18 protein-coding genes are annotated in these 17,769 nt (G+C 64.7%); 8 read left to right on the top strand and 10 right to left on the bottom strand.

The genetic code is table 11. The annotated features are described in order from the left end of the window. Window positions 1-9 precede the first annotated feature (9 nt). From GC148_RS03840 to GC148_RS03855, 4 genes are all read right to left on the bottom strand, one after another. The gene (locus GC148_RS03840; RefSeq protein ID WP_291068838.1) at window positions 10-708 is read right to left on the bottom strand and encodes a response regulator transcription factor; all 699 of its coding nucleotides are present in this window, start codon (window positions 706-708) and stop codon (window positions 10-12) included. Between the two features lie 23 nt (window positions 709-731). After that, window positions 732-2,276 (bottom strand): trypsin-like peptidase domain-containing protein, encoded by a 1,545-nt coding sequence (locus tag GC148_RS03845; RefSeq protein ID WP_291068840.1) that lies wholly within the window; start codon window positions 2,274-2,276, stop codon window positions 732-734. 144 nt (window positions 2,277-2,420) lie between these two features. Beyond that, window positions 2,421-2,819, bottom strand: coding sequence for a cytochrome c-type biogenesis protein (locus GC148_RS03850; protein ID WP_291068842.1), 399 nt, complete (start codon window positions 2,817-2,819; stop codon window positions 2,421-2,423). A 40-nt stretch (window positions 2,820-2,859) separates the two neighbouring features. Beyond that, on the bottom strand, window positions 2,860-4,650 hold the full coding sequence (locus GC148_RS03855; protein ID WP_291068843.1) for a M48 family metalloprotease: 1,791 nt from the start codon (window positions 4,648-4,650) through the stop codon (window positions 2,860-2,862). Between the two features lie 146 nt (window positions 4,651-4,796). Between GC148_RS03855 and GC148_RS03860 the strand changes: the two genes are divergently transcribed. The 5 genes from GC148_RS03860 to GC148_RS03880 all read left to right on the top strand — a co-directional run bounded on the left by GC148_RS03860 (window position 4,797) and on the right by GC148_RS03880 (window position 9,672). Further along, complete coding sequence (locus tag GC148_RS03860) at window positions 4,797-7,487, top strand: bifunctional [glutamine synthetase] adenylyltransferase/[glutamine synthetase]-adenylyl-L-tyrosine phosphorylase (protein WP_291068845.1); 2,691 nt, start codon at window positions 4,797-4,799, stop codon at window positions 7,485-7,487. 50 nt (window positions 7,488-7,537) lie between these two features. Continuing rightward, on the top strand, window positions 7,538-8,086 hold the full coding sequence (locus GC148_RS03865; protein ID WP_291068847.1) for a hypothetical protein: 549 nt from the start codon (window positions 7,538-7,540) through the stop codon (window positions 8,084-8,086). A gap of 97 nt (window positions 8,087-8,183) precedes the next feature. Continuing rightward, entirely contained in the window at window positions 8,184-8,729 is a 546-nt protein-coding gene (locus GC148_RS03870) for an RNA polymerase sigma factor (RefSeq protein WP_291068848.1), read from the top strand. Continuing rightward, a complete protein-coding gene (locus tag GC148_RS03875) occupies window positions 8,726-9,160 on the top strand; it encodes a hypothetical protein (RefSeq protein WP_291068850.1) in 435 nt (144 codons plus the stop codon). Before GC148_RS03870 ends, GC148_RS03875 begins: the two co-directional genes overlap by 4 nt. Continuing rightward, a complete protein-coding gene (locus GC148_RS03880) occupies window positions 9,157-9,672 on the top strand; it encodes a periplasmic heavy metal sensor (RefSeq protein WP_291068851.1) in 516 nt (171 codons plus the stop codon). Before GC148_RS03875 ends, GC148_RS03880 begins: the two co-directional genes overlap by 4 nt. Here GC148_RS03880 and GC148_RS03885 read toward each other — a convergent pair. Genes GC148_RS03885 through GC148_RS03910 form a run of 6 tightly spaced genes read right to left on the bottom strand, consistent with a single transcriptional unit; the run spans window position 9,669 to window position 16,350 of the window. After that, a complete protein-coding gene (locus GC148_RS03885; RefSeq protein ID WP_291068853.1) occupies window positions 9,669-10,070 on the bottom strand; it encodes a GFA family protein in 402 nt (133 codons plus the stop codon). The two genes, GC148_RS03880 and GC148_RS03885, sit on opposite strands and share 4 nt — an antisense overlap. Beyond that, window positions 10,067-11,518, bottom strand: a complete 1,452-nt coding sequence (locus GC148_RS03890; protein WP_291068854.1) for an amidase — start codon at window positions 11,516-11,518, stop codon at window positions 10,067-10,069. The genes GC148_RS03885 and GC148_RS03890 overlap by 4 nt, the downstream gene beginning before the upstream one ends. 17 nt (window positions 11,519-11,535) lie before the next feature. Next, window positions 11,536-11,946 (bottom strand): metallopeptidase family protein, encoded by a 411-nt coding sequence (locus GC148_RS03895; protein ID WP_291068856.1) that lies wholly within the window; start codon window positions 11,944-11,946, stop codon window positions 11,536-11,538. Further along, window positions 11,943-12,263, bottom strand: coding sequence for a YbjQ family protein (locus GC148_RS03900; RefSeq protein WP_291068858.1), 321 nt, complete (start codon window positions 12,261-12,263; stop codon window positions 11,943-11,945). The genes GC148_RS03895 and GC148_RS03900 overlap by 4 nt, the downstream gene beginning before the upstream one ends. 11 nt (window positions 12,264-12,274) lie before the next feature. Further along, window positions 12,275-14,437 carry a methylmalonyl-CoA mutase gene (gene scpA / locus GC148_RS03905; RefSeq protein WP_291068860.1) on the bottom strand — a complete coding sequence of 721 codons (2,163 nt, stop codon included), beginning with the start codon at window positions 14,435-14,437 and terminating at the stop codon, window positions 12,275-12,277. Beyond that, window positions 14,434-16,350: a methylmalonyl-CoA mutase family protein gene (locus GC148_RS03910; protein WP_291068862.1), complete on the bottom strand. Its 1,917-nt coding sequence runs from the start codon at window positions 16,348-16,350 to the stop codon at window positions 14,434-14,436. Before GC148_RS03910 ends, scpA begins: the two co-directional genes overlap by 4 nt. A 135-nt stretch (window positions 16,351-16,485) precedes the next feature. On the opposite strand from GC148_RS03910, the gene GC148_RS03915 reads away from it, so the two are divergent. From GC148_RS03915 to GC148_RS03925, 3 genes are all read left to right on the top strand, one after another. After that, window positions 16,486-16,794 (top strand): hypothetical protein, encoded by a 309-nt coding sequence (locus tag GC148_RS03915; RefSeq protein WP_291068864.1) that lies wholly within the window; start codon window positions 16,486-16,488, stop codon window positions 16,792-16,794. A gap of 162 nt (window positions 16,795-16,956) precedes the next feature. Further along, the gene (locus tag GC148_RS03920) at window positions 16,957-17,286 is read left to right on the top strand and encodes a hypothetical protein (RefSeq protein ID WP_291068866.1); all 330 of its coding nucleotides are present in this window, start codon (window positions 16,957-16,959) and stop codon (window positions 17,284-17,286) included. Between the two features lie 16 nt (window positions 17,287-17,302). Continuing rightward, entirely contained in the window at window positions 17,303-17,716 is a 414-nt protein-coding gene (locus GC148_RS03925; protein WP_291068868.1) for a hypothetical protein, read from the top strand. Window positions 17,717-17,769 lie beyond the last annotated feature (53 nt).

Consider the following 17,769-nt stretch of genomic DNA (forward strand, 5'->3'; position numbering starts at 1 on the left):
GATCGCCGTCTAGCCCTGCAAACGGTAACCTGCGCCGCGCACGGTCAGCAGGAGCGGTTCGGAAAATTCCTTGTCGATCTTGGACCGTAGCCGCGAGACGTGCACGTCGATGACGTTGGTCTGCGGGTCGAAATTGTAGTCCCAGACTTTTTCCAGCAGCATCGTGCGGGTCACGACTTGGCCGGCATGGCGCATCAGGTATTCCAGCAGGCGGAATTCGCGCGGCTGGAGATCGATCTTCTTGCCGGCCCGCGTCACCTTGCGGGTGAGCAGGTTCATTTCCAGATCGCCGGCCTTGAGGGACGTGACCTGCGGCTCGCTGGTCTGACGCCGGCCGAGGGCTTCCACGCGGGCTGCCAGTTCGGCTGGAACGAAGGGTTTGCCCAGATAGTCCTCCGCGCCGGCTTTCAGGCCCTGCACCTTGTTCTGGACGTCGCCGAGCGCCGAGAGGAAGAGGGCCGGTGTGGTGCCGCCCGCGTCCCGGAATTCCCGGATCAGGGTCAGGCCGTCCTTCTCGGGCAGCATCCGGTCCACCACGAGCGCATCGAAGTCTTCCGCCCGGGCGCGGGCCAGACCGGCCGCCCCGTCGCGGGCGCACTCGACTTCATGTCCGGCATCTTCGAGGACTTTCTCGATGAAGCTGGCCATCTCATTGTCGTCTTCGATGACCAGTACCTTGAGGGCACGATGATGAAGTGTGTCCGCCATTTCAGGCTCCATGAACGCAGGGGTTACTCGGGAATATCGACAGTACGGTAGTTGGTGACCTGGCCGACGCGCAGGGCGAGCAGCACTTTCGAGCGGTTGGCGGCTTTCGCCTCGGCAACCGCTTTCTCGAAGGCCTCGACGGTGGGCACAGCCCGGCCGTTGGCTTCCAGGATCACGATGCCGTTCTCGAAGCCGGCTTTCTCGAACACGCCGTCCTTGACCACTTCCGTGATTGTCAGGCCGGTGTCGCCGGGGCGCAGGCCGAGCGCATCGCGCGTGCCTTCGTCCATCGGCAGGAGGCGCACGCCGAAATCGCTGAGCAGTTTGCCCGGGATCGCGGACGGCGCGCCCGGATCGAGCCGGTTGGTGCCGCCATTGCCCACCTGGCTTGCTGCGGTGAGGTCTGCCGGGCGTTCGCCCACGGTGACGTTGAGGGTCTGCGTCTTGCCGTCGCGTAGGATGTCGAACTTGTTTTGCGTGTTGGCGATTAGCTTGGCGACGAGACGGGTCGTCGACGTGGAGTCTGTGACCTTCTGGCCGTTGACCGACAGAATGATGTCATTGCGCTTGAGACCGCCGCGTTCAGCCGGGCTGCCGGTTGTTACGTCTGCGACGAGCGCGCCCTTGATGTCTTCCAGGCCAAGAGCTTCAGCGAATTCCGGTGTCAGGTCGCCGATCTGAACGCCAAGCCAGCCGCGCGAGACGCGGCCGTTCTTGATAAGGGTGTCCGTGACTTCCTTGGCGAGTTCTGCCGGGATGGCGAAGCCGATGCCGACCGAGCCGCCGGTGGGCGACAGGATCTGCGAGTTCACGCCGATCACGTTGCCTTTGAGATCGAAGGTCGGGCCGCCCGAGTTACCCCGGTTGATGGGCGCGTCGATCTGGAGGAAGTCGGTATAGGGGCTGCCGGAACCGAGTTCGCGGCCATCTGCCGACAGGATGCCGGCGGTGGCGGTGCCGCCCAGGCCGAACGGGTTGCCGAGGGCGACGACCCAGTCACCCTTGCGGATTTCCTTGGACGTGCCGAATTTCACATACGGGTAGGGGCCCGGCTCCTTAACGCGCACGACGGCAAGGTCGGTCAGCGGGTCGGTGCCGACGAGTTCGGCGTCGAGTTCGCGTCCGTCACTCATCACGACCTGGATCTGCGTGGCGTGGTCGATCACGTGGTTGTTGGTGACGACGAGACCGTCCTGCGATATGAAGAAGCCCGAACCGAGCGAGCGCGCTTCACGGGTGCGCGGCGAGTCCTGCTCCTGCTGCTGGCGGCGCTGCTCGAAGAAATCCTCAAGGCCCGGCATGCCACGGAACTGTTCGAAGAACTGGTCCATGTCGCCAAGGCTGCTCAACTCCTGGGTCGAGATCACGTTGACCGAAACCACCGCCGGTTCGACCTTTTCAATCAGGTCCGCAAAGCTCATCGGGGCGCCCGGCGGGGGCTGGATCGCGATCGGCTGGGCACCGGCCTCAGGGACGAGCAGCTTTGGAACGACTACAGCAGACCCCATGATCGCTGCGCCAAAGACGGCCGCCAGCATCGCACGGGCCGAAACTCCAATTTTGCTCATAAACCGCTCCAACGAATTGAATTTGTCGCCGTTTCAGGCGACGAACATGAACATAAACATGCCACAGGCAATGTGGTCATTAAAAGACAGTTAGGTGATCTGACCGGGGCTTGAAGGCGCAGAGGTGATAAAAACCGTCCGTTTTCAGACGTCTTCGGGTTCAATTTCCGGTGACTTGCGGCTCGATTTGCGGGCGAGCAGGAAACCGCCGGCGGTGCCCGCCGCCAGGAGCGCGAAGGGCAAACCCCAGAGTAACCAGCCTGACGGATCGCGAGCTGGCGGTCGGAACAGGACAAAATCGCCATAGCGGCTGACGAACCAGTCGCGCACTTCGGTGTCGGTGGCGCCTTCGCCGACCATTTCCCGGATGCGGATGCGCATGTCTTCGGCGATGGCGGCAGAGGACTGGGAGACCGGCTCGTTCTCGCAAGCCACGCAGCGGATTTCCCGCATCAGGGACTGGGCCCGAGCTTCGGCGTCAGGATCCGCCAGCGGCGTTTCGGCAAGCAGGGCGATGAAGACGGAAGCGAGCAGAAGTTTCATGCCCGACAGATAGCAAATCCGATCAGCACATGAAACGTTCTTATTCGGCGGCGGGCGGCTCCGATTGCAGCGTGGCATCGAGTAGATCGAGCAAGCGGGCCTCTTCTGGCTGGGTCACGCCATCGGCTGAGGCAATGGCACGCAGCGCAGTCTTGAGGTTCTCGATACCGGTCTCGGTGAGCAGCTTGTTTGCGAAAGACGTCATCTTGTCGAGCGAAGGAATCTGCTCCGGCGCGCGGCACCTTTCGCGGAAGGATTCGCGGTCGAAGTTTCCGAACAGCTGAGCGGCCTGGGTTTCGGCGGCGTGGATTTCGCGGTCGTCCACATTGCCATCGATGGTCACCATCAGCGCGAGGAAGTCGATCAGCAGCACAAGGAAGATCTCGTCGATCGAGCGCTCGCCGTCGTCCTCCTTCGGCCAGAGTTCGGCATACAGATGGTATTGCAGCGCGGTCAGGTCTTCTTCGAGGGCGATCATGTTGTCGAGGCCGTCTGTCACCTTCGGCGCGACGAAGAACCGGTGGAGCAACACATCCTCGGAGCAGATCTCGCCAAGGCTGAGGCCAAAGGCTTCGATCCGGTCTTCCGTCGGCGGGTGCGTGTCGACCGGATGGGGGACGCTGTCACCGAGCGCATATTGCAGGAGCGGCGCGATCCGGGCGCGGTCGACATCCAGCCGCACGCTTTCGGAGAAGTTGCGTACCACGTTGCGGGAAAAGCGGCCTTTCAGACCGCGCTCGACGAGGCTCTGCATCTGCTCGTTCCAGATCGATCCGAGTAGGGACGATTTCAGCAGCGAGTAGGCAATGTCCTCCGGCGATGAGACCTTGGCGCCGCTCTGGTCGGCGCGGTGCTCGCGCGCCCGGCCGATCCGGCGTTCGACAACGGAGAATGCATAGATCAGGTCATCGATCAGTAGTTTCGCCGGCATCGACAGGAAGCGGGTGAGCGGTCTGTCCTTGGCGGAGAAGACTTCGCTGGCTTTCGACAGGCCCATATAGACCGGCGCAAAGCGCAGCGAATAATTCGTGTCGCCGCCGGAGAAGTGACCGAGTTCGTGGCCGATGACGGCTTTGAGTTCGCCTTCGGTGAAATGGCACATCAGCGGCAGGGACAAGTGCAGCGTGCGCCCGACCATGGGCGCCTTGCCATAGGGCGTATAGACCGGCGAGGACGTGGCGAAGAAGGTCGGCTGCAGGCCGATCACCACATTGTCCGGCATCTTGGAGTTCAGTTTCTTGGCGATGTCGCGCACGAGCAGACCGAGACGCGGAAACTCGTAGAAGGTCACGGGCCGCGCCGCGATATAGGTTTTCGGCCGTGTGAAGAAGACTGCGAGCCCGCGCAGGATGGCGTAGGCGGCACCGATCAATACGGCGCCGGTGCCGATCAGCAGGAGTTCGCTTTCGACGCCGAACCAGTAGAGCAGGGTCAGGTACGCCGCGCCGCCGAAGACGCAGACGTGCACCAGTGACACGATCCCGACCACGCTGGTGATCGCTACGGCGTAGGGCCAGAAGCCCAGCGACAGGATGCTGCGATGCGTGCCGAGCAGCATCGAGACGAGACGCGTCAGCGGCACGACCCCGAAGGACAGGAGCAACACGCCGGCCGAGGCGATCGCCAGCCAGCCGAACGGCGTGGCCTCGCCGCAAGCCTGGGTATCGGGTGCATTGATGAGGGAGGTGGCACAGGCGGCCAGTTCGCCGCTGGCCGGGCCGAGGCCTGCAAGGTCCACCGGCGCGTCTCCCCAGAACCGGGCCAGGGCCACACCGAGCCCGATGAGTGGAACAGCCGTCAGAACGGCAATCAGCCTGAGTATACGCAGCAAGACCTGACCCCCCTGACTGCCCCCGCACCGGAACTGAACGAAAACGCCGAAATGGGCTTGTGTCAACGCTGCTGCCAAGCGCGCGGGCGAGCGCCTTGACACGCTTGGGATTTGTCCAAGGGCGATGTGTCGGCTAAGCGTCTGGGATGCTGAATATCCGCCCCATCGCCGCCGATCCTTCCACCGCCCTGGAGGCCGCCGAGGCCCATGCGCCCTACCTTCGGCGGCTGCGCGGGCGCGGCGTTGCAACCGACTTTCCGGCGGCGCTGAAGGCAGCGCAGACCCTGTCGCCGGACACGCCGCTGGACGTAGCCATGGCGGCGTTGCGGGCGGAGAAGCTCGCCGTGCACCTGTCGCTGGCGGCCGACGACCTGTCTGGCCGGCGGGAGGTGATGGACGTCACCCGCTGCCTCACCGACTTCGCCAATGCGTCGCTCGAAGCCGCCCTGCGTGCGGCGCTCACCGCACGCGGCCTGAAGGGCGACGGCATCTTTGCCATCGCGCTCGGCAAGATGGGGGCGTTCGAACTCAACTATTCCAGCGACATCGACATCGCCGTGTTCTACGACCGCGACCGGTTCGACGGCGGCGAGCGCGATCCCGGTGATGCGGCGCAGCGCGTCGCGCGCGATCTGGTGCGGATCATGGATGAGACGACGGCGGGCGGTTATGTCTTCCGGACGGATCTGCGCCTACGCCCCGATCCCGGCTCCACCCCGCTGGCCGTCTCGACTGAGATGGCGGAGCTCTACTACGAGAGTGTCGGCCAGAACTGGGAGCGCATGGTCTGGATCAAGGGCCGCCCGGCCGCCGGAGACATGGCGGCGGCGGCGAAGTTCCTTTCACGGATGGAGCCCTATGTCTGGCGCCGGCATCTCGACTACTGGGCCATCGGCGACATTCAGGCGATCAAGCGGATGATCAACACCAAGGTCGGCGCAGACGAGTTCGGGTCGGTTTCGCCGGATGTGAAACTTTCACCCGGCGGAATCCGCGAGATCGAATTCTTCGTGCAGACCCAGCAGCTGATCCTCGGTGGGCGCGATCCGGCCTTGCGCAACAATACAACCCTCGGCGCGCTAGCGGCATTGGTCGATGCGGGTGTCGTGGCGCAAAAGACGTCTCAAACGCTGGAAGCCGCCTACAAGGCGCTGCGCAATGTAGAGCACCGGATCCAGATGCGCCAGGATGAGCAGACCCATACCGTGCCCGCCGACCCTGCCGAGCGCGAAAGCCTCGCCTGCCTCTGCGGTTATGGCGCGCTCGCTGAGTTCGACCGAGATCTTCTGGAAACGCGCCGGCTGGTCCAAGCAGCCTACGATGGCCTATTTGTGCAGGAAAGCCGAGCCTCGGAAGACCATACGCTGGGCAACCTCGTGTTCACCGGTGTCGATGATGATCCTGGTACGGTCAAAACGCTGTCCGGTCTCGGTTTCTCCGATCCGTCTTCCGCGATCGATACGATCCGCCGGTGGCATCGGGGCAATGTGCCGGCTACCCGCACCGCGCGCGGCCGCGAACTGCTAACGTCCATCCTGCCAGTGATGCTGGAAGCCATGGGCGCAACAGGTGAGCCGGACGAGGCTTTCCGCTGGTTCTCGCGCTTCTTCGAGGGCTTGTCATCGGGGGTGCAGACGCTGTCCATGCTGCTTGCCAAGCCGGACCTGCTCTCGGATCTGGTGGCCACGCTGGCGCTGGCACCGCGCCTCGCGCGCATCCTTGCGCGGCGGCCGGATCTTCTGGAATCGCTGGTTTCCAACGCCATTCCGAAGCCGCCCGCTCTTGCATCCACGACATCCTTTGACGCGGCGCTCGATGACTGGCGCCGGTATCACCGGGACCAGAGCTTCCTTACGGGCCACCGTCTGCTGCACGGCCTCATCGCCTCGGCTGAAGCCGCCAGTGTCTGGACGAAGCTCGCCGACGACACGATCACTTTCATGGCCGGGGTCGGCGAACGGGAAACCATCCGGCGCTATGGCGATGTGCCGGGCCAGTGGGCCGTGTTCGGTATGGGAAAACTCGGCGGCGAGGAAATGACGGCCGGATCGGATCTCGATCTGATCGTCATTTACGATGCGGATGCGGATGGCGCGCAGACCTGGTTCACGCGCTTCACCCAGCGTCTCATCACGGGCCTCACGGCGCCGACGGCAGAGGGCGAGCTCTATGAGGTCGACATGCGTCTGCGCCCCTCCGGACGTGCCGGGCCGGTTGCGGTCAGCCTTGAAGCCTTCCGGCACTACCAGAACGAAGAGGCCTGGACCTGGGAGCATATGGCGCTGACCCGGCTGCGCTTCGTGGCGGGCGACGCGGGCCTTGGCGAAACGGTGCACCAGATTGCGGCCGACGCGATCTGCGCCCGCGCGCGCAGCCCCCGCCGGAAGCAGATCCCCGCCGACATTTCCGAGATGCGCCAGACACTCTACCGCGAAAAGCCGGGGGCAGGGCTGTGGGACCTCAAGACCGGTGAGGGCGGGCTGATCGACATCGAGTTCATGGCCCAGCAGGAAATGCTGCTGCGGGCCCGGCCGGACCTTGTGCGCCCGAATACGGGCCGTGCGCTGTCAGGACTGGCGGACGCCGACGAGCCTGAAAGCGAGGATTGGTTCTTCCTGCGCGCCGCGATCAACCTGCTGTCCTCGATGCAGCAATTGCAGCGCCTGGCGCTCGGCAACTTGCCCGGTGACGCGAACATCCCGGAAGGCCTGAAAAACCGGCTCTGCCGGGCGGCTGGCGAGGAAGAGTTCGAAGGGCTGGAAGAGCGTCTGGCCGGAGTGAAAGCCCGCGTCCATGCCCTGGCCTGCGAAAAACTGCACTTGCCGGCGACGGATTAGCCTGAGCCGCCCGTTTCATGGTCGCTGGGATCAAACAACGGAGATCACCCATGAAGAAACTCGTACTTGCAGCCGCTTCGGCGCTGACGATCGCGCTGGCGATCCCAATGGCCGCCCAGGCCCACGGTCATCGGGGCCATGGAGACGGTATGGCGAAAATCGACACCAACGGCGACGGCACCGTGACCCGCGCCGAAGCCGAAGCCGCGGCAACCGCCCGCTTTGCCGAGATGGACCTCGACACCGATGGCTTCCTCACCCAGGACGAGATGCGGGCGTTCAACATGGCCCGGCGCGATGAAATGCGCGAAAAACGTGACGAGATGAATGACGACCGGCCGCGTCGTGAACGCGATCCGGAAAAGATGGCCTCCCGTATGGCTGAAATGCAGGCCAAGGGCGCCGAACGCTTCGCAGCCATCGACACCAATGGCGACGGCCAGCTCAGCCCGGTCGAATTCGCAATGCCCCAGATGGACCGCTTCAGCAAGGCGGACGCCAACGGGGACGGCAGCATTTCGCCGGAAGAGCACGCCGCGGCCCGCGCCAAGATGAAGGAGAGCCACGGCAAATGGCGGGACAAACCGGCCGGCGAGTAAGGACACCTGAACCGGACCGGAGCGATGACGTGGCGATTGTTTCCCCCCTGCGATTGTCTGTCGGGTTTCCGGTCCGGAATCAGCTAGTCTCTACCGGGTGGCCTTCACGTCTGACCTTGACCAGATCACACGCGCCGCAGCGGGAGACCCGGCTGCGGTGCAATCCCTTGTCCATCGCTACAGCCCGGGCGTGCTCGCCCTGGCCACCCGGATGCTCTCGGACCGTTCGGAGGCTGAAGACGTGACGCAGGAAACCTTCCTCCGCGCCTGGAAGGCGCTACCCGGATGGGAGCCGCGCGCCAAATTCTCGACCTGGCTGCACCGGGTCGCGCTGAACCTCTGTTACGACCGGCTTCGCAAGCGCAAGGAGTCGCTGCCGGGCGAACTGCCGGACATGGCAGACATGGCGCTTGCGCCGCATGAGGTGCTCGACCAGTCCGAACGCGTCGGCGCGATCGAGCGCGCCATTGGCGCCTTGCCCGAACGCCAGAGCGCTGCCTTGACGCTGTGCGCCCTTCAGGGACACTCACAGGCGGAAGCCGCTGAAATCCTCGAGGTCAGCGTCGAAGCCCTCGAAAGCCTGCTCGCCCGCGCGCGGCGCACCTTGCGCGCACAATTGCTGGAAGGGAGAACCAGCGCATGACCGAAGACCGTCTGTTTGAACTGATCGAGATCTGGGGAGCTGATCCGGACGCCTATCCGGAATCAGAGCGCGCCGGGGCGAAAGCCTTGCTGGCGGCTTACCCGCAACGTTTCGCTGCCGCCCTCGCGGATGCCCGCGCGCTTGATGCCGCCTTCGCCCAGCTGCCGGACATTCTCCCGTCTGCCGCGCTGACCGAAGCGCTGATTGCGTCGGCGCCGAAACCTGCGTCCGCCGGCGCCGCATGGCGCCTGCCGAAATTTGCGCCCTGGGCGCCGGCCAGCGGCTTTGCCGCGCTCGCGGCCGGCTTGTTCATGGGGCTGATGATCGCGCCGACGGCCAGCGCGGCCAGCGATACGGATGACGTGCAGGCCTTGCTGGAGCAGGCGCTTGGCTATGATCCGGCCGCCCTGACCGAGGAGATTGCGCCATGAGCGAACCGCAAGTGCGCCGTTTTCCCTTCCTTCTGACGCTCTCCGTACTGACCAATCTTGTCCTTCTGGGGCTGATCGCAGGCGTGCTGTACAAGGCGCGCCCTGCGGATCCCCCGGCGCGCGGCGAACGTCCCGGGTTTGAACTCAGCCGGGAAGACCGCGACGCCGTACGCCAATTGATGCGCGCCAGTTTCGAAGCGGGCCGCGAGTCGCTTGAGGCGCGCCACGCTGCCGAGCGCCGCCTCGTCGAAGTGCTCAGCGCCGAAATGTATGATGAAGAGGCGGCCCGTGTGGCGCTGGAAGAGCTGCGCAAGGCCGATGAGGTCTCCCGGGATATTGTTGCCCGGAACATGCTGGATGGCATGGGCGATCTCACCCCCGAGCAGCGCGGCCTCGTCGCCCGTCTCATGGCAGGCAATCTGGAACGGCGCGGCGGCCATCACGAGAGGCTGGAGAAGTTCCGCGAACGCCGCGAAGAGCGCGAACGCGAGACGGAAGACCGCGAGCGCTAGTCCCTGGACTTGTGAGCGAGGCGCCCGGCATTCGCTTCCCAGTTCTGCCCGTCGAACAGCGCGACGCTGACATCAAGGCTCTGCCAGTCATCGAGGCAGCGCCACGTCACGGCAAAGCCGTCCGGGTTCGAGCGCGGAATGTAGAAACTCTTGATGCCGCAGGTCTTGCAGAAAAGGTGGCGCGCCCGGCGTGTATTGAACGTGTATTCGGTCAGATTGTCCGCCCCCTGAAGAATCCGGAAGCGGCTCGACGGCACGATCACGTGGATGTTTCCGCTCATCGCGCAGATCGAGCAGTTGCAGTCTTCCACCTCAAAGGCGTGGGGCAGCTCGGCCTCGAACCGCACGGCGCCGCAATGGCAGCCGCCTGCACACCATCGGCGGGCCGGCTCGCTCATCCCACCCACTCCGGCGGTTTGCGGTGCGCCCAGGGGGCGGCGCGTTCCAGTTGTGCGGCAAGATTCAGCAGCAGGCCCTCCAGGCCATAGCGCGCGCCGAACATCATGCCGATCGGCAGGCCGCCGGGCGCGGTCGCGGTCGGTGCGGTCCAGTGCAGCGGCACAGACATCGCCGGAGCACCCATCTGGTTGAACACGGCGCAATGCGGCGCGAATCCAGCCACCGCCTCGCCCATCTTCTGCGGGTCTGCTGTCAGTGCCATCGTGCCCAGAAGGTCAGGCGCCCGGTGGATCGTCGGCGACAGCGTCATGTCAAATCCGCCCGCATCTAGGAAGTGCTCATAGTGGATCGCGGCGGTAATGAAGGCGTTGTTGGCCTTTGCCAGTTCCGCCATCGGCACCGTGCGGCCAAGGCGCACCATGCCCGCCGTGATCGGCTCGATCTCGTCTTCGCCGACCGGCCGCCCGCGCGCCTCGCCATATTCATCCAGCTGCGCGGCAATGTTGGCTGAGATCGTGAACAGCGCGGATTTGCCGAGCAGCTCGCCGTTCAGCATCGGGCCGGCTTCGACGACAACATGCCCCAGGCTTTCGAGCAGCTTCGCCGTCGCCTCCAGCCCCGCCGTCGCGTCTGCGTCCGGCTTTGTGCCATTCGGCGCCGTGCGCCAAAGCGCGATGCGCAGCCGCTTCGGCTCGCGTTCCAGTTCGGACAGGTAAGGCCGCGCTGGCGGCGTTGCGATATAGCGGCTGCCGGTTTCCGGCCCATGCGTCAGGTCCAGCAGCGCCGCAGAATCGCGCACCGTGCGGCTCACCACATGTACCGTAGACAGACCATTCCAGCCTTCCGTGCGTGACGGCCCCATCGGCGTGCGCCCGCGCGAGGGCTTCAGGCCGAACACGCCGCAGCACGCCGCCGGGATACGGATCGATCCGCCTCCATCGCTGGCATGAGCCACGGGCAAGACGCCCGCTGCAACCGCCGCCGCAGCGCCGCCGGACGAGCCGCCCGCAATGCGGGTGCGGTCCCACGGATTGCGCGTCTGGCCGTAGAGGGTGGATTCAGTCGTCAGGGTCAGGCCGTATTCCGGCGTGGTGGTCGATCCGAAGAACACGAGCCCCGCCGCCCTGAACCGTTTCGTCAGCGTCGCGTCTTCGGTTGCGATGGTCCCCTTGTAGGCGACGCTCCCACCGGTCAGCGGCGCGCCCTTGACGCCTACGGCAAGATCCTTGGTCGCGAATGGGACACCGGCATAGGGGCCATCGAGCGTGCCGGCCGCGATCTGTTCGCGCGCCAGATCCGGAAACAGCGCCGCGAAACAGTTGATCCGCGCCTGCGCCGCTTCGGCCCGGCTCACCGCCGCCTCCAGAAGTTCCGACGCTTTTACCTGGCCGTCTTTCACGAGCCCGGCAAGCGCCAGTCCGTCATGGTCTGCATACTCACCGAACATCCGCGTTCCCCCTGAAACTAGTCTTCTTCTGCTTCGTCCAGCTTCGCATCCATTTCCGCGTCCGACCAGCCGAAATGGTGGCCGAGCTCATGGATGAACACGTGGCGCACCAGTTCCTCGATGCTGACATCGCCGCGTTGGGCCCATTCGAACAGGATCGGTAGGCGGAAGAGGTAGATCAAAGGCCGGTCCAGCGCGGGCTGGGTCACGCTTTCGATGGTCAGCGGCACGCCTGTATACAGCCCAGTCAGCTCAAGCGGGTCGTCGATCTCCAGCGAGTCGAGCAGCTCATCCTCGGCGAATTCCATGACCACGATGCGCACGTCGCCGGCGGCCTGGCGCATGAAGTCCGGCAGTTGGGCGAAGGTCTCGTCCGCGCAGGCGAGCATATCCTCGACGCTGGGGGCGGTCTTTCCGAAAGCGCTCACTCGGCCACGACAGCCGTGCCGGACACGGCCACCATCATCATCGACCCGCTCTGGCCGATCACGCCATAATCGAACTTGATCGCCACCACGGCATTGGCGCCCAGCTTCTGCGCCTCGTCCTTCATCTCAGCGAGCGCATCATCCCGCGTTTCGCGGATCGTGCTTTCATAGGATTCCGACCGGCCGCCCACGAGGTTCGTGAAGCCCGCCAGAATATCCTTGCCGAGATGCGCCCCGATGATGACTTCGCCGCAGACGATGCCCTTGTACGCCGTGATGCGCTTGCCTTCGATGGAGGAGGTGGTCGTGAGGATCATGGGTGGATTTCCTATTCAGCCGCAGTCAGAGCCGGGTCTGTCTTGCCGTCCAGTAGTTCCAGCATGCGGATCGCGCTGTCGGCAATCACCGTGCCCGGAGGGAAGATGGCGGCGGCGCCCGCTGTGCGCAAGGCGTCGAAATCCTGCGGCGGGATCACGCCGCCGACGATGATATGCGCGGTCGCGGCGCCTTCGTTGCCGAGGGCCCGTTTCAATTCCGGCACTAGCGTCAGGTGGCCGGCGGCAAGCGATGAGGCGCCGACAATATCCACGCCGGAATTGCGCGCGTCGGCCGCGGCCTCTTCGGGCGTCTGGAATAGCGGGCCGATCTCGACATCCCAACCGAGATCCATCAGTGCGGAGGCAACAACCTTCTGGCCGCGGTCGTGACCGTCCTGGCCCATCTTGGCGATGTAGATTTTCGGCCGGCGGCCATGCGCCTTCTCAAACTTCGCGGCGAGCGCCTTGGCTTGCTCGGCCTTGTCATTGCCCTTCACGCCGCCGCCATATACGCCCTTGATTGAGCGGATCACCGCGCTGTGGCGGCCCTGGCTTCGCTCCACGGCTTCGGAAATCTCGCCCACGGTCGCCTTCGCGCGCGCCGCATCCACCGCGAGCGCCAGCAGGTTGCCCTTGCCACTCGCGGCCGCGTCCGCAATCGCGTCGAGCTTCGCGTTCACCTCGGCGCCATTGCGCTCCGCTTTCAGACGCGCCAACTTGTCGAGCTGCATGCGGCGGACGGCAGCATTGTCGACCTTCAGCACAGGGACGTCTTCTTCCTCGTCGAGCAGGAACTTGTTGACACCCACCACGGTCTGCGTGCCGCTGTCAATGCGCGCCTGCGTATTCGCGGCGGCTTCCTCGATGCGCAGCTTTGGCAGGCCCTGTTCGATGGCCTTCGCCATGCCGCCCATCGCCTCGACTTCGGCAATGTGCGTCAGCGCCTTTTCGGCAAGGTCATGAGTCAGGCGCTCGACATAATAGCTGCCGCCGAACAGGTCGATCGACTGGCAGGCGCCCGCCTCCTGTTGCAGCAGGATCTGCGTGTTGCGCGCGATGCGGGCCGAGAAGTCCGTCGGCAGGGCGAGGGCTTCGTCAAAGCTGTTCGTGTGCAGCGATTGCGTCTGCCCGCCGGCCGCCGCAATGGCTTCGAAGCATGTGCGGATGACGTTGTTGTAGACGTCCTGCGCCGTGAGGCTCCAGCCAGAGGTCTGCGAATGTGTCCGCAGGCTGAGCGATTTCGAGGATTTCGGCGCGAAGTTCTCCTGCACCAGCTTCGCCCAGATCAGACGAGCGGCGCGCATCTTGGCGACTTCCATAAACGTGTTCATGCCGATCGCCCAGAAGAAGGAGAGGCGCGGCGCAAACGCATCGACATCAAGTCCCGCAGCAACGCCAGCGCGGATGTATTCGATGCCGTCGGCCAACGTGTAAGCCAGCTCCAGGTCCGCCGTCGCGCCGGCTTCCTGCATGTGATAGCCGGAAATCGAGATCGAGTTGAACTTCGGCATCTTCTGCGACGTGTAGGCGAATATGTCCGAAATGATCCGCATGCTGGGTTTCGGAGGATAGATATAGGTGTTGCGCACCATGAACTCTTTCAGAATGTCGTTCTGAATGGTTCCGGCAAGTTTTTCCGGCGGCACGCCCTGTTCCTCGGCCGCGACGATATAGAGCGCGAGGATCGGCAGCACCGCGCCGTTCATCGTCATCGACACGGACATCTGGTCGAGTGGAATGCCGGAAAACAGCGTGCGCATGTCGTAGATGGAATCAATGGCCACGCCCGCCATGCCGACGTCGCCGGAGACGCGCACGTGGTCGGAATCGTAGCCCCGGTGCGTGGCAAGGTCGAACGCGACCGAAAGTCCCTTTTGACCGGCCGCCAGGTTGCGACGGTAGAACGCGTTGGAATCCTCGGCCGTGGAAAAGCCCGCATACTGACGAACCGTCCAGGGCTGGTTCGTGTACATGGTGGGGTAGGGGCCGCGTCCGAAGGGCGCGAGGCCCGGATAGTCATCCACAAAGTCCAGCCCCGCGCGGTCTGCGGCGGTGTAGGCGGTTTTCACCGCGATGCCTTCCGGCGTCTCCCAGGCTTCGCCGAGTATCGGCTTGCCGGCCTTAAAGGCGGGTGCCGACAGATCGAGCTTGGTGAAGTCAGGAAACTTGGTCATTGGGCCACTCCGAGTTCGGCATGGGCAAGTTTGAGCAGGTGCGCCACATCGGCGCCCGCAAAGATGTTCGCGTCAATACCTTCGCCTTCGAACTTGCCGGCGAGCCACACGCGCTGCGCGCCGGCCGCTTTCAATGCGGAGGCCGCAGCCAAGGCTTCGGCCTCGTAGTTCTTGTCTGTGCTGCACAGCACGGCAAGCTTGCCCCCCGACGCCTTGAATGCCGCCGCCAGCTCCGCCGCCGTCTTAGGCGGTACGGGCGGCTCTTTCGAGACGATGCCGCCTGCGGCAAAGAAGTTGCGCGCAAAGTCTGCCCGCGCCGTGAACTCGGCGAGGCTACCCAGCGTCGCGAGGAACACGGCTGGCGGCTTCGCAGCTTTCGCCGCTGCATCGCGTAGCGCTTCGAACGGAGCTGTAATCCGGATCGGTGCCAACGCTTCGGCCACCGCATCGGCGCCCGCGGCCGGCGCGGATTTCACATACTGCTGCAGCGCCTCGTCAGACACCTTGCGCGGTTTGGGCGTGTCCAAATCCGCCACCGGCGCGCCGATCTCGTCGAGCAAAGGATACTCGCTGACGCCCGTCACCGGAATCTTCCGGCGGCTGACATCTCTCGCCCGTGCCTCGCGCACAGCGCTGACGCGCGCCTGGAAGGCGCCGCTCATCAACGAGGCGCCAAATCCGCCTTCGCTCTCGATCTTCTGGAACTCCGCCCAGGCTGCTTTGGCCAGGTCATCTGCCAGCGTTTCCGTGAACCACGCGCCACCGGTCGCATCCGCCACCCGGCCGAGCTGACTCTCTTCCATTGCGATCACCTGCGTGTTGCGGGCAATCCGGCGGCCGAGTTCTTCCGGCAGTCCGAGCGCCTCGTTGAACGCCCGTACGGTCAGGATGTCCGCGCCGCCGACCGCGCCGGCGAACGCTGCGGAAGTGCCGCGCAGCATGTTCGTCCACGGATCATATTTCGTGAGCATCCGCGCCGAGGTGACGCCCTGCAGTTTCATGGGTGCAGGCTTCAGGCCAAGCGCCTCCAGGCAGCGCGCCCAAAGGCGCCGCGCCGCGCGCAGCTTGGCAATGCCCACGCCGTAGTTTGCGTCCAGCGCGATCGCAAAGATCGTCCGGTCCGCCGCCTGCGCCAAATCGACCGTTCCGTTGAGGCGCCGCATCGTGTCGATCGCCGCCGCGATCAGCCCGCCCAGCTCCTGCGCTTCCGAGCCTCCGGCCTCGTGCGTGATCGTACCGTCGATGCGGAAGAGGTTCGCCGCCGGAAACTTCGCCGCGAGCGCCGCCGCCAGCGCGCCGGTCTTGCCGAAGGCCGCATCCAGCCCGCCTTCGATCCTGCCCGTCTTCGCCAGTGCGCCGAGTGGATCGAGATTGAAGTCGAGCTTCAGCTTCGACGTGTCCGCCTGGCCTTCGGCCCATTGGCCCAGCAATGCCGCGGTGCGTGTGCCCATGCCGCTCGCCGAATCGAGGGCCACGGCCGCAATTGACGCGTCCACGCCCTCAAGCGCCGTTCTGAAGTCGGCCAGGGAGCACAGCTGCACGCCGTCCTGTCCCGAGCCGTCGATGCGGATCTCGACCGAAGAAACCCCGCGCTCGAGGTCGCGCAGGATTTCGGCATTTGCCTCGGCCGGGGAAGGATGCGCAACGCGCTGGCGAATGTCCCAGGGCAGCCACTTGTCGGGCGCCGCAGTCTTGCCGCGCAGGAAAGGCGCCTGACCGGGCACGCCGAGCGGATCGGCAGCGGCCGGGAAGTCGCTCTCGCGATATAACGGCTTGATGTCCAGCCCGTCGGCGGTCTTGCGGGTCAGCGTTTCGGCGCTCTTGCCCTTGAGGGCTTTTTCCACCTCGCGCAGCCAATCGGCTTCGGTGGCTTCGGGAAATGCGGAGCTGAAGGGGAGGATGTCGTCTGCCATGAGCATGGGGTTTACGGCATACCGCCGGGACTTGTGAACCATTTCCTTCGGGACACTTCGACACGACTTCTGCGCCATTGACCTAGATCTCCAAAAGTGCGAATGAGAATAATTCGCAAAGCTGGAGACCAAGCCATGCGCCAAGCCCGTAAAGTCGATGCTGACCCCGCCCAGGCCGCCCTGCCAGGGCGCGGCGACGCAGCCCACCTGCCGGCCGATTACAGGTCGTGTCCTTACGCACCCGTCCCGCCCGTGCACGCCGTTTCCTCCCCGGTTACTGCCGCGGCGGGCCCTCTGGGAGACTGGATCGACTCGCAGGCGAGTGTGCTTGGTCTCTGGCTGGACCGGCTGATCGAGCAGGGCGACCCGGCCGACCTGATCTCGATGATGCACCGCCAGCAGCTCTGGCTGGAACTCATGCGCGGCCGGCTGCAGAAGGGGTGAGCCCCGAGCGCCGGCTGTTCTCCGGCTGCGTGAATCGGGTGGTCGGTGCAATTTGATCCATGCTTTACACTTGAGCTTCAGTCTTCTTGGTTAAGATAAGGCACATATGCGCTGTCTGAGGCCGTCTGGCCGGAATGACGCGCCGACCCACAGGTGACCGCTATGTCCGAGTCCGAAAACACGTCCAAACGCGCCCGCTCCGCATCGACCAAAGACCTCGAAGCGAAGCTCGAGGCGCTGCGCGCTGACATGGACGACATCATGAAAGCGCTGGGCCACAAGGCCGAGGAAGAAGTGGCCGAGGCAAAGGGCAAGATCGGCGAAACCGCCGAAGACCTGATGTCGGACCTGCGCGACGCCCTGAAGGAAATCCGCAAACAGGCCGGCACTGCCGAACAGGTCATCGAAACCAACACGCGCGAACATCCGTTCCAGTCGCTGCTGCTGGCCTTCGGTCTCGGATTCGTCATCTCCCTTGTGATGCGGCGCTAGGCGGACCCGGCCTCACGTGTCACCGCTCGTTTCCCTTCTGATGTCCCTGTCGGGCAATGCCGTTGGCGGCGCCGTCTCGCGCGGCACGAAGAGCATTGCTCATATTGTGATCGCCGGCGTGTGGCTGCTGACGGCCTATTTCGTCGGCGTGGCGGCATTCGCGGTCTATCTGGCCGAGCATATGAGCCTCTGGATCGCCCTCGCGGTTCTCGCGGGCAGTCTTGTGGTCGCCGCTGGCGCGGCCTTGCTCATCGGCTCCTGGCGGTCGAAGGCCGAAGAGGCCCGGGCGAAGCAACTCGCCGCCACCGCGCAGGATGCAACGCTGAAAGCGTTGACGGATCTCGGCGCTGATGGCTCGCCCCGCTCATTGCTCGTCGCGGCCGTGGTCGGCCTCGTCGCCGGCAGCCTGCTCGACGCCAAACGCCGCTGACTAGCGCCTGCGAGTCACGATTTCGTCGCAAATCACGTTATAGTCGCCGGACC

The sequence above is a fragment of the Hyphomonas sp. genome, assembly GCF_016125515.1.
Classification (GTDB): domain Bacteria; phylum Pseudomonadota; class Alphaproteobacteria; order Caulobacterales; family Hyphomonadaceae; genus Hyphomonas.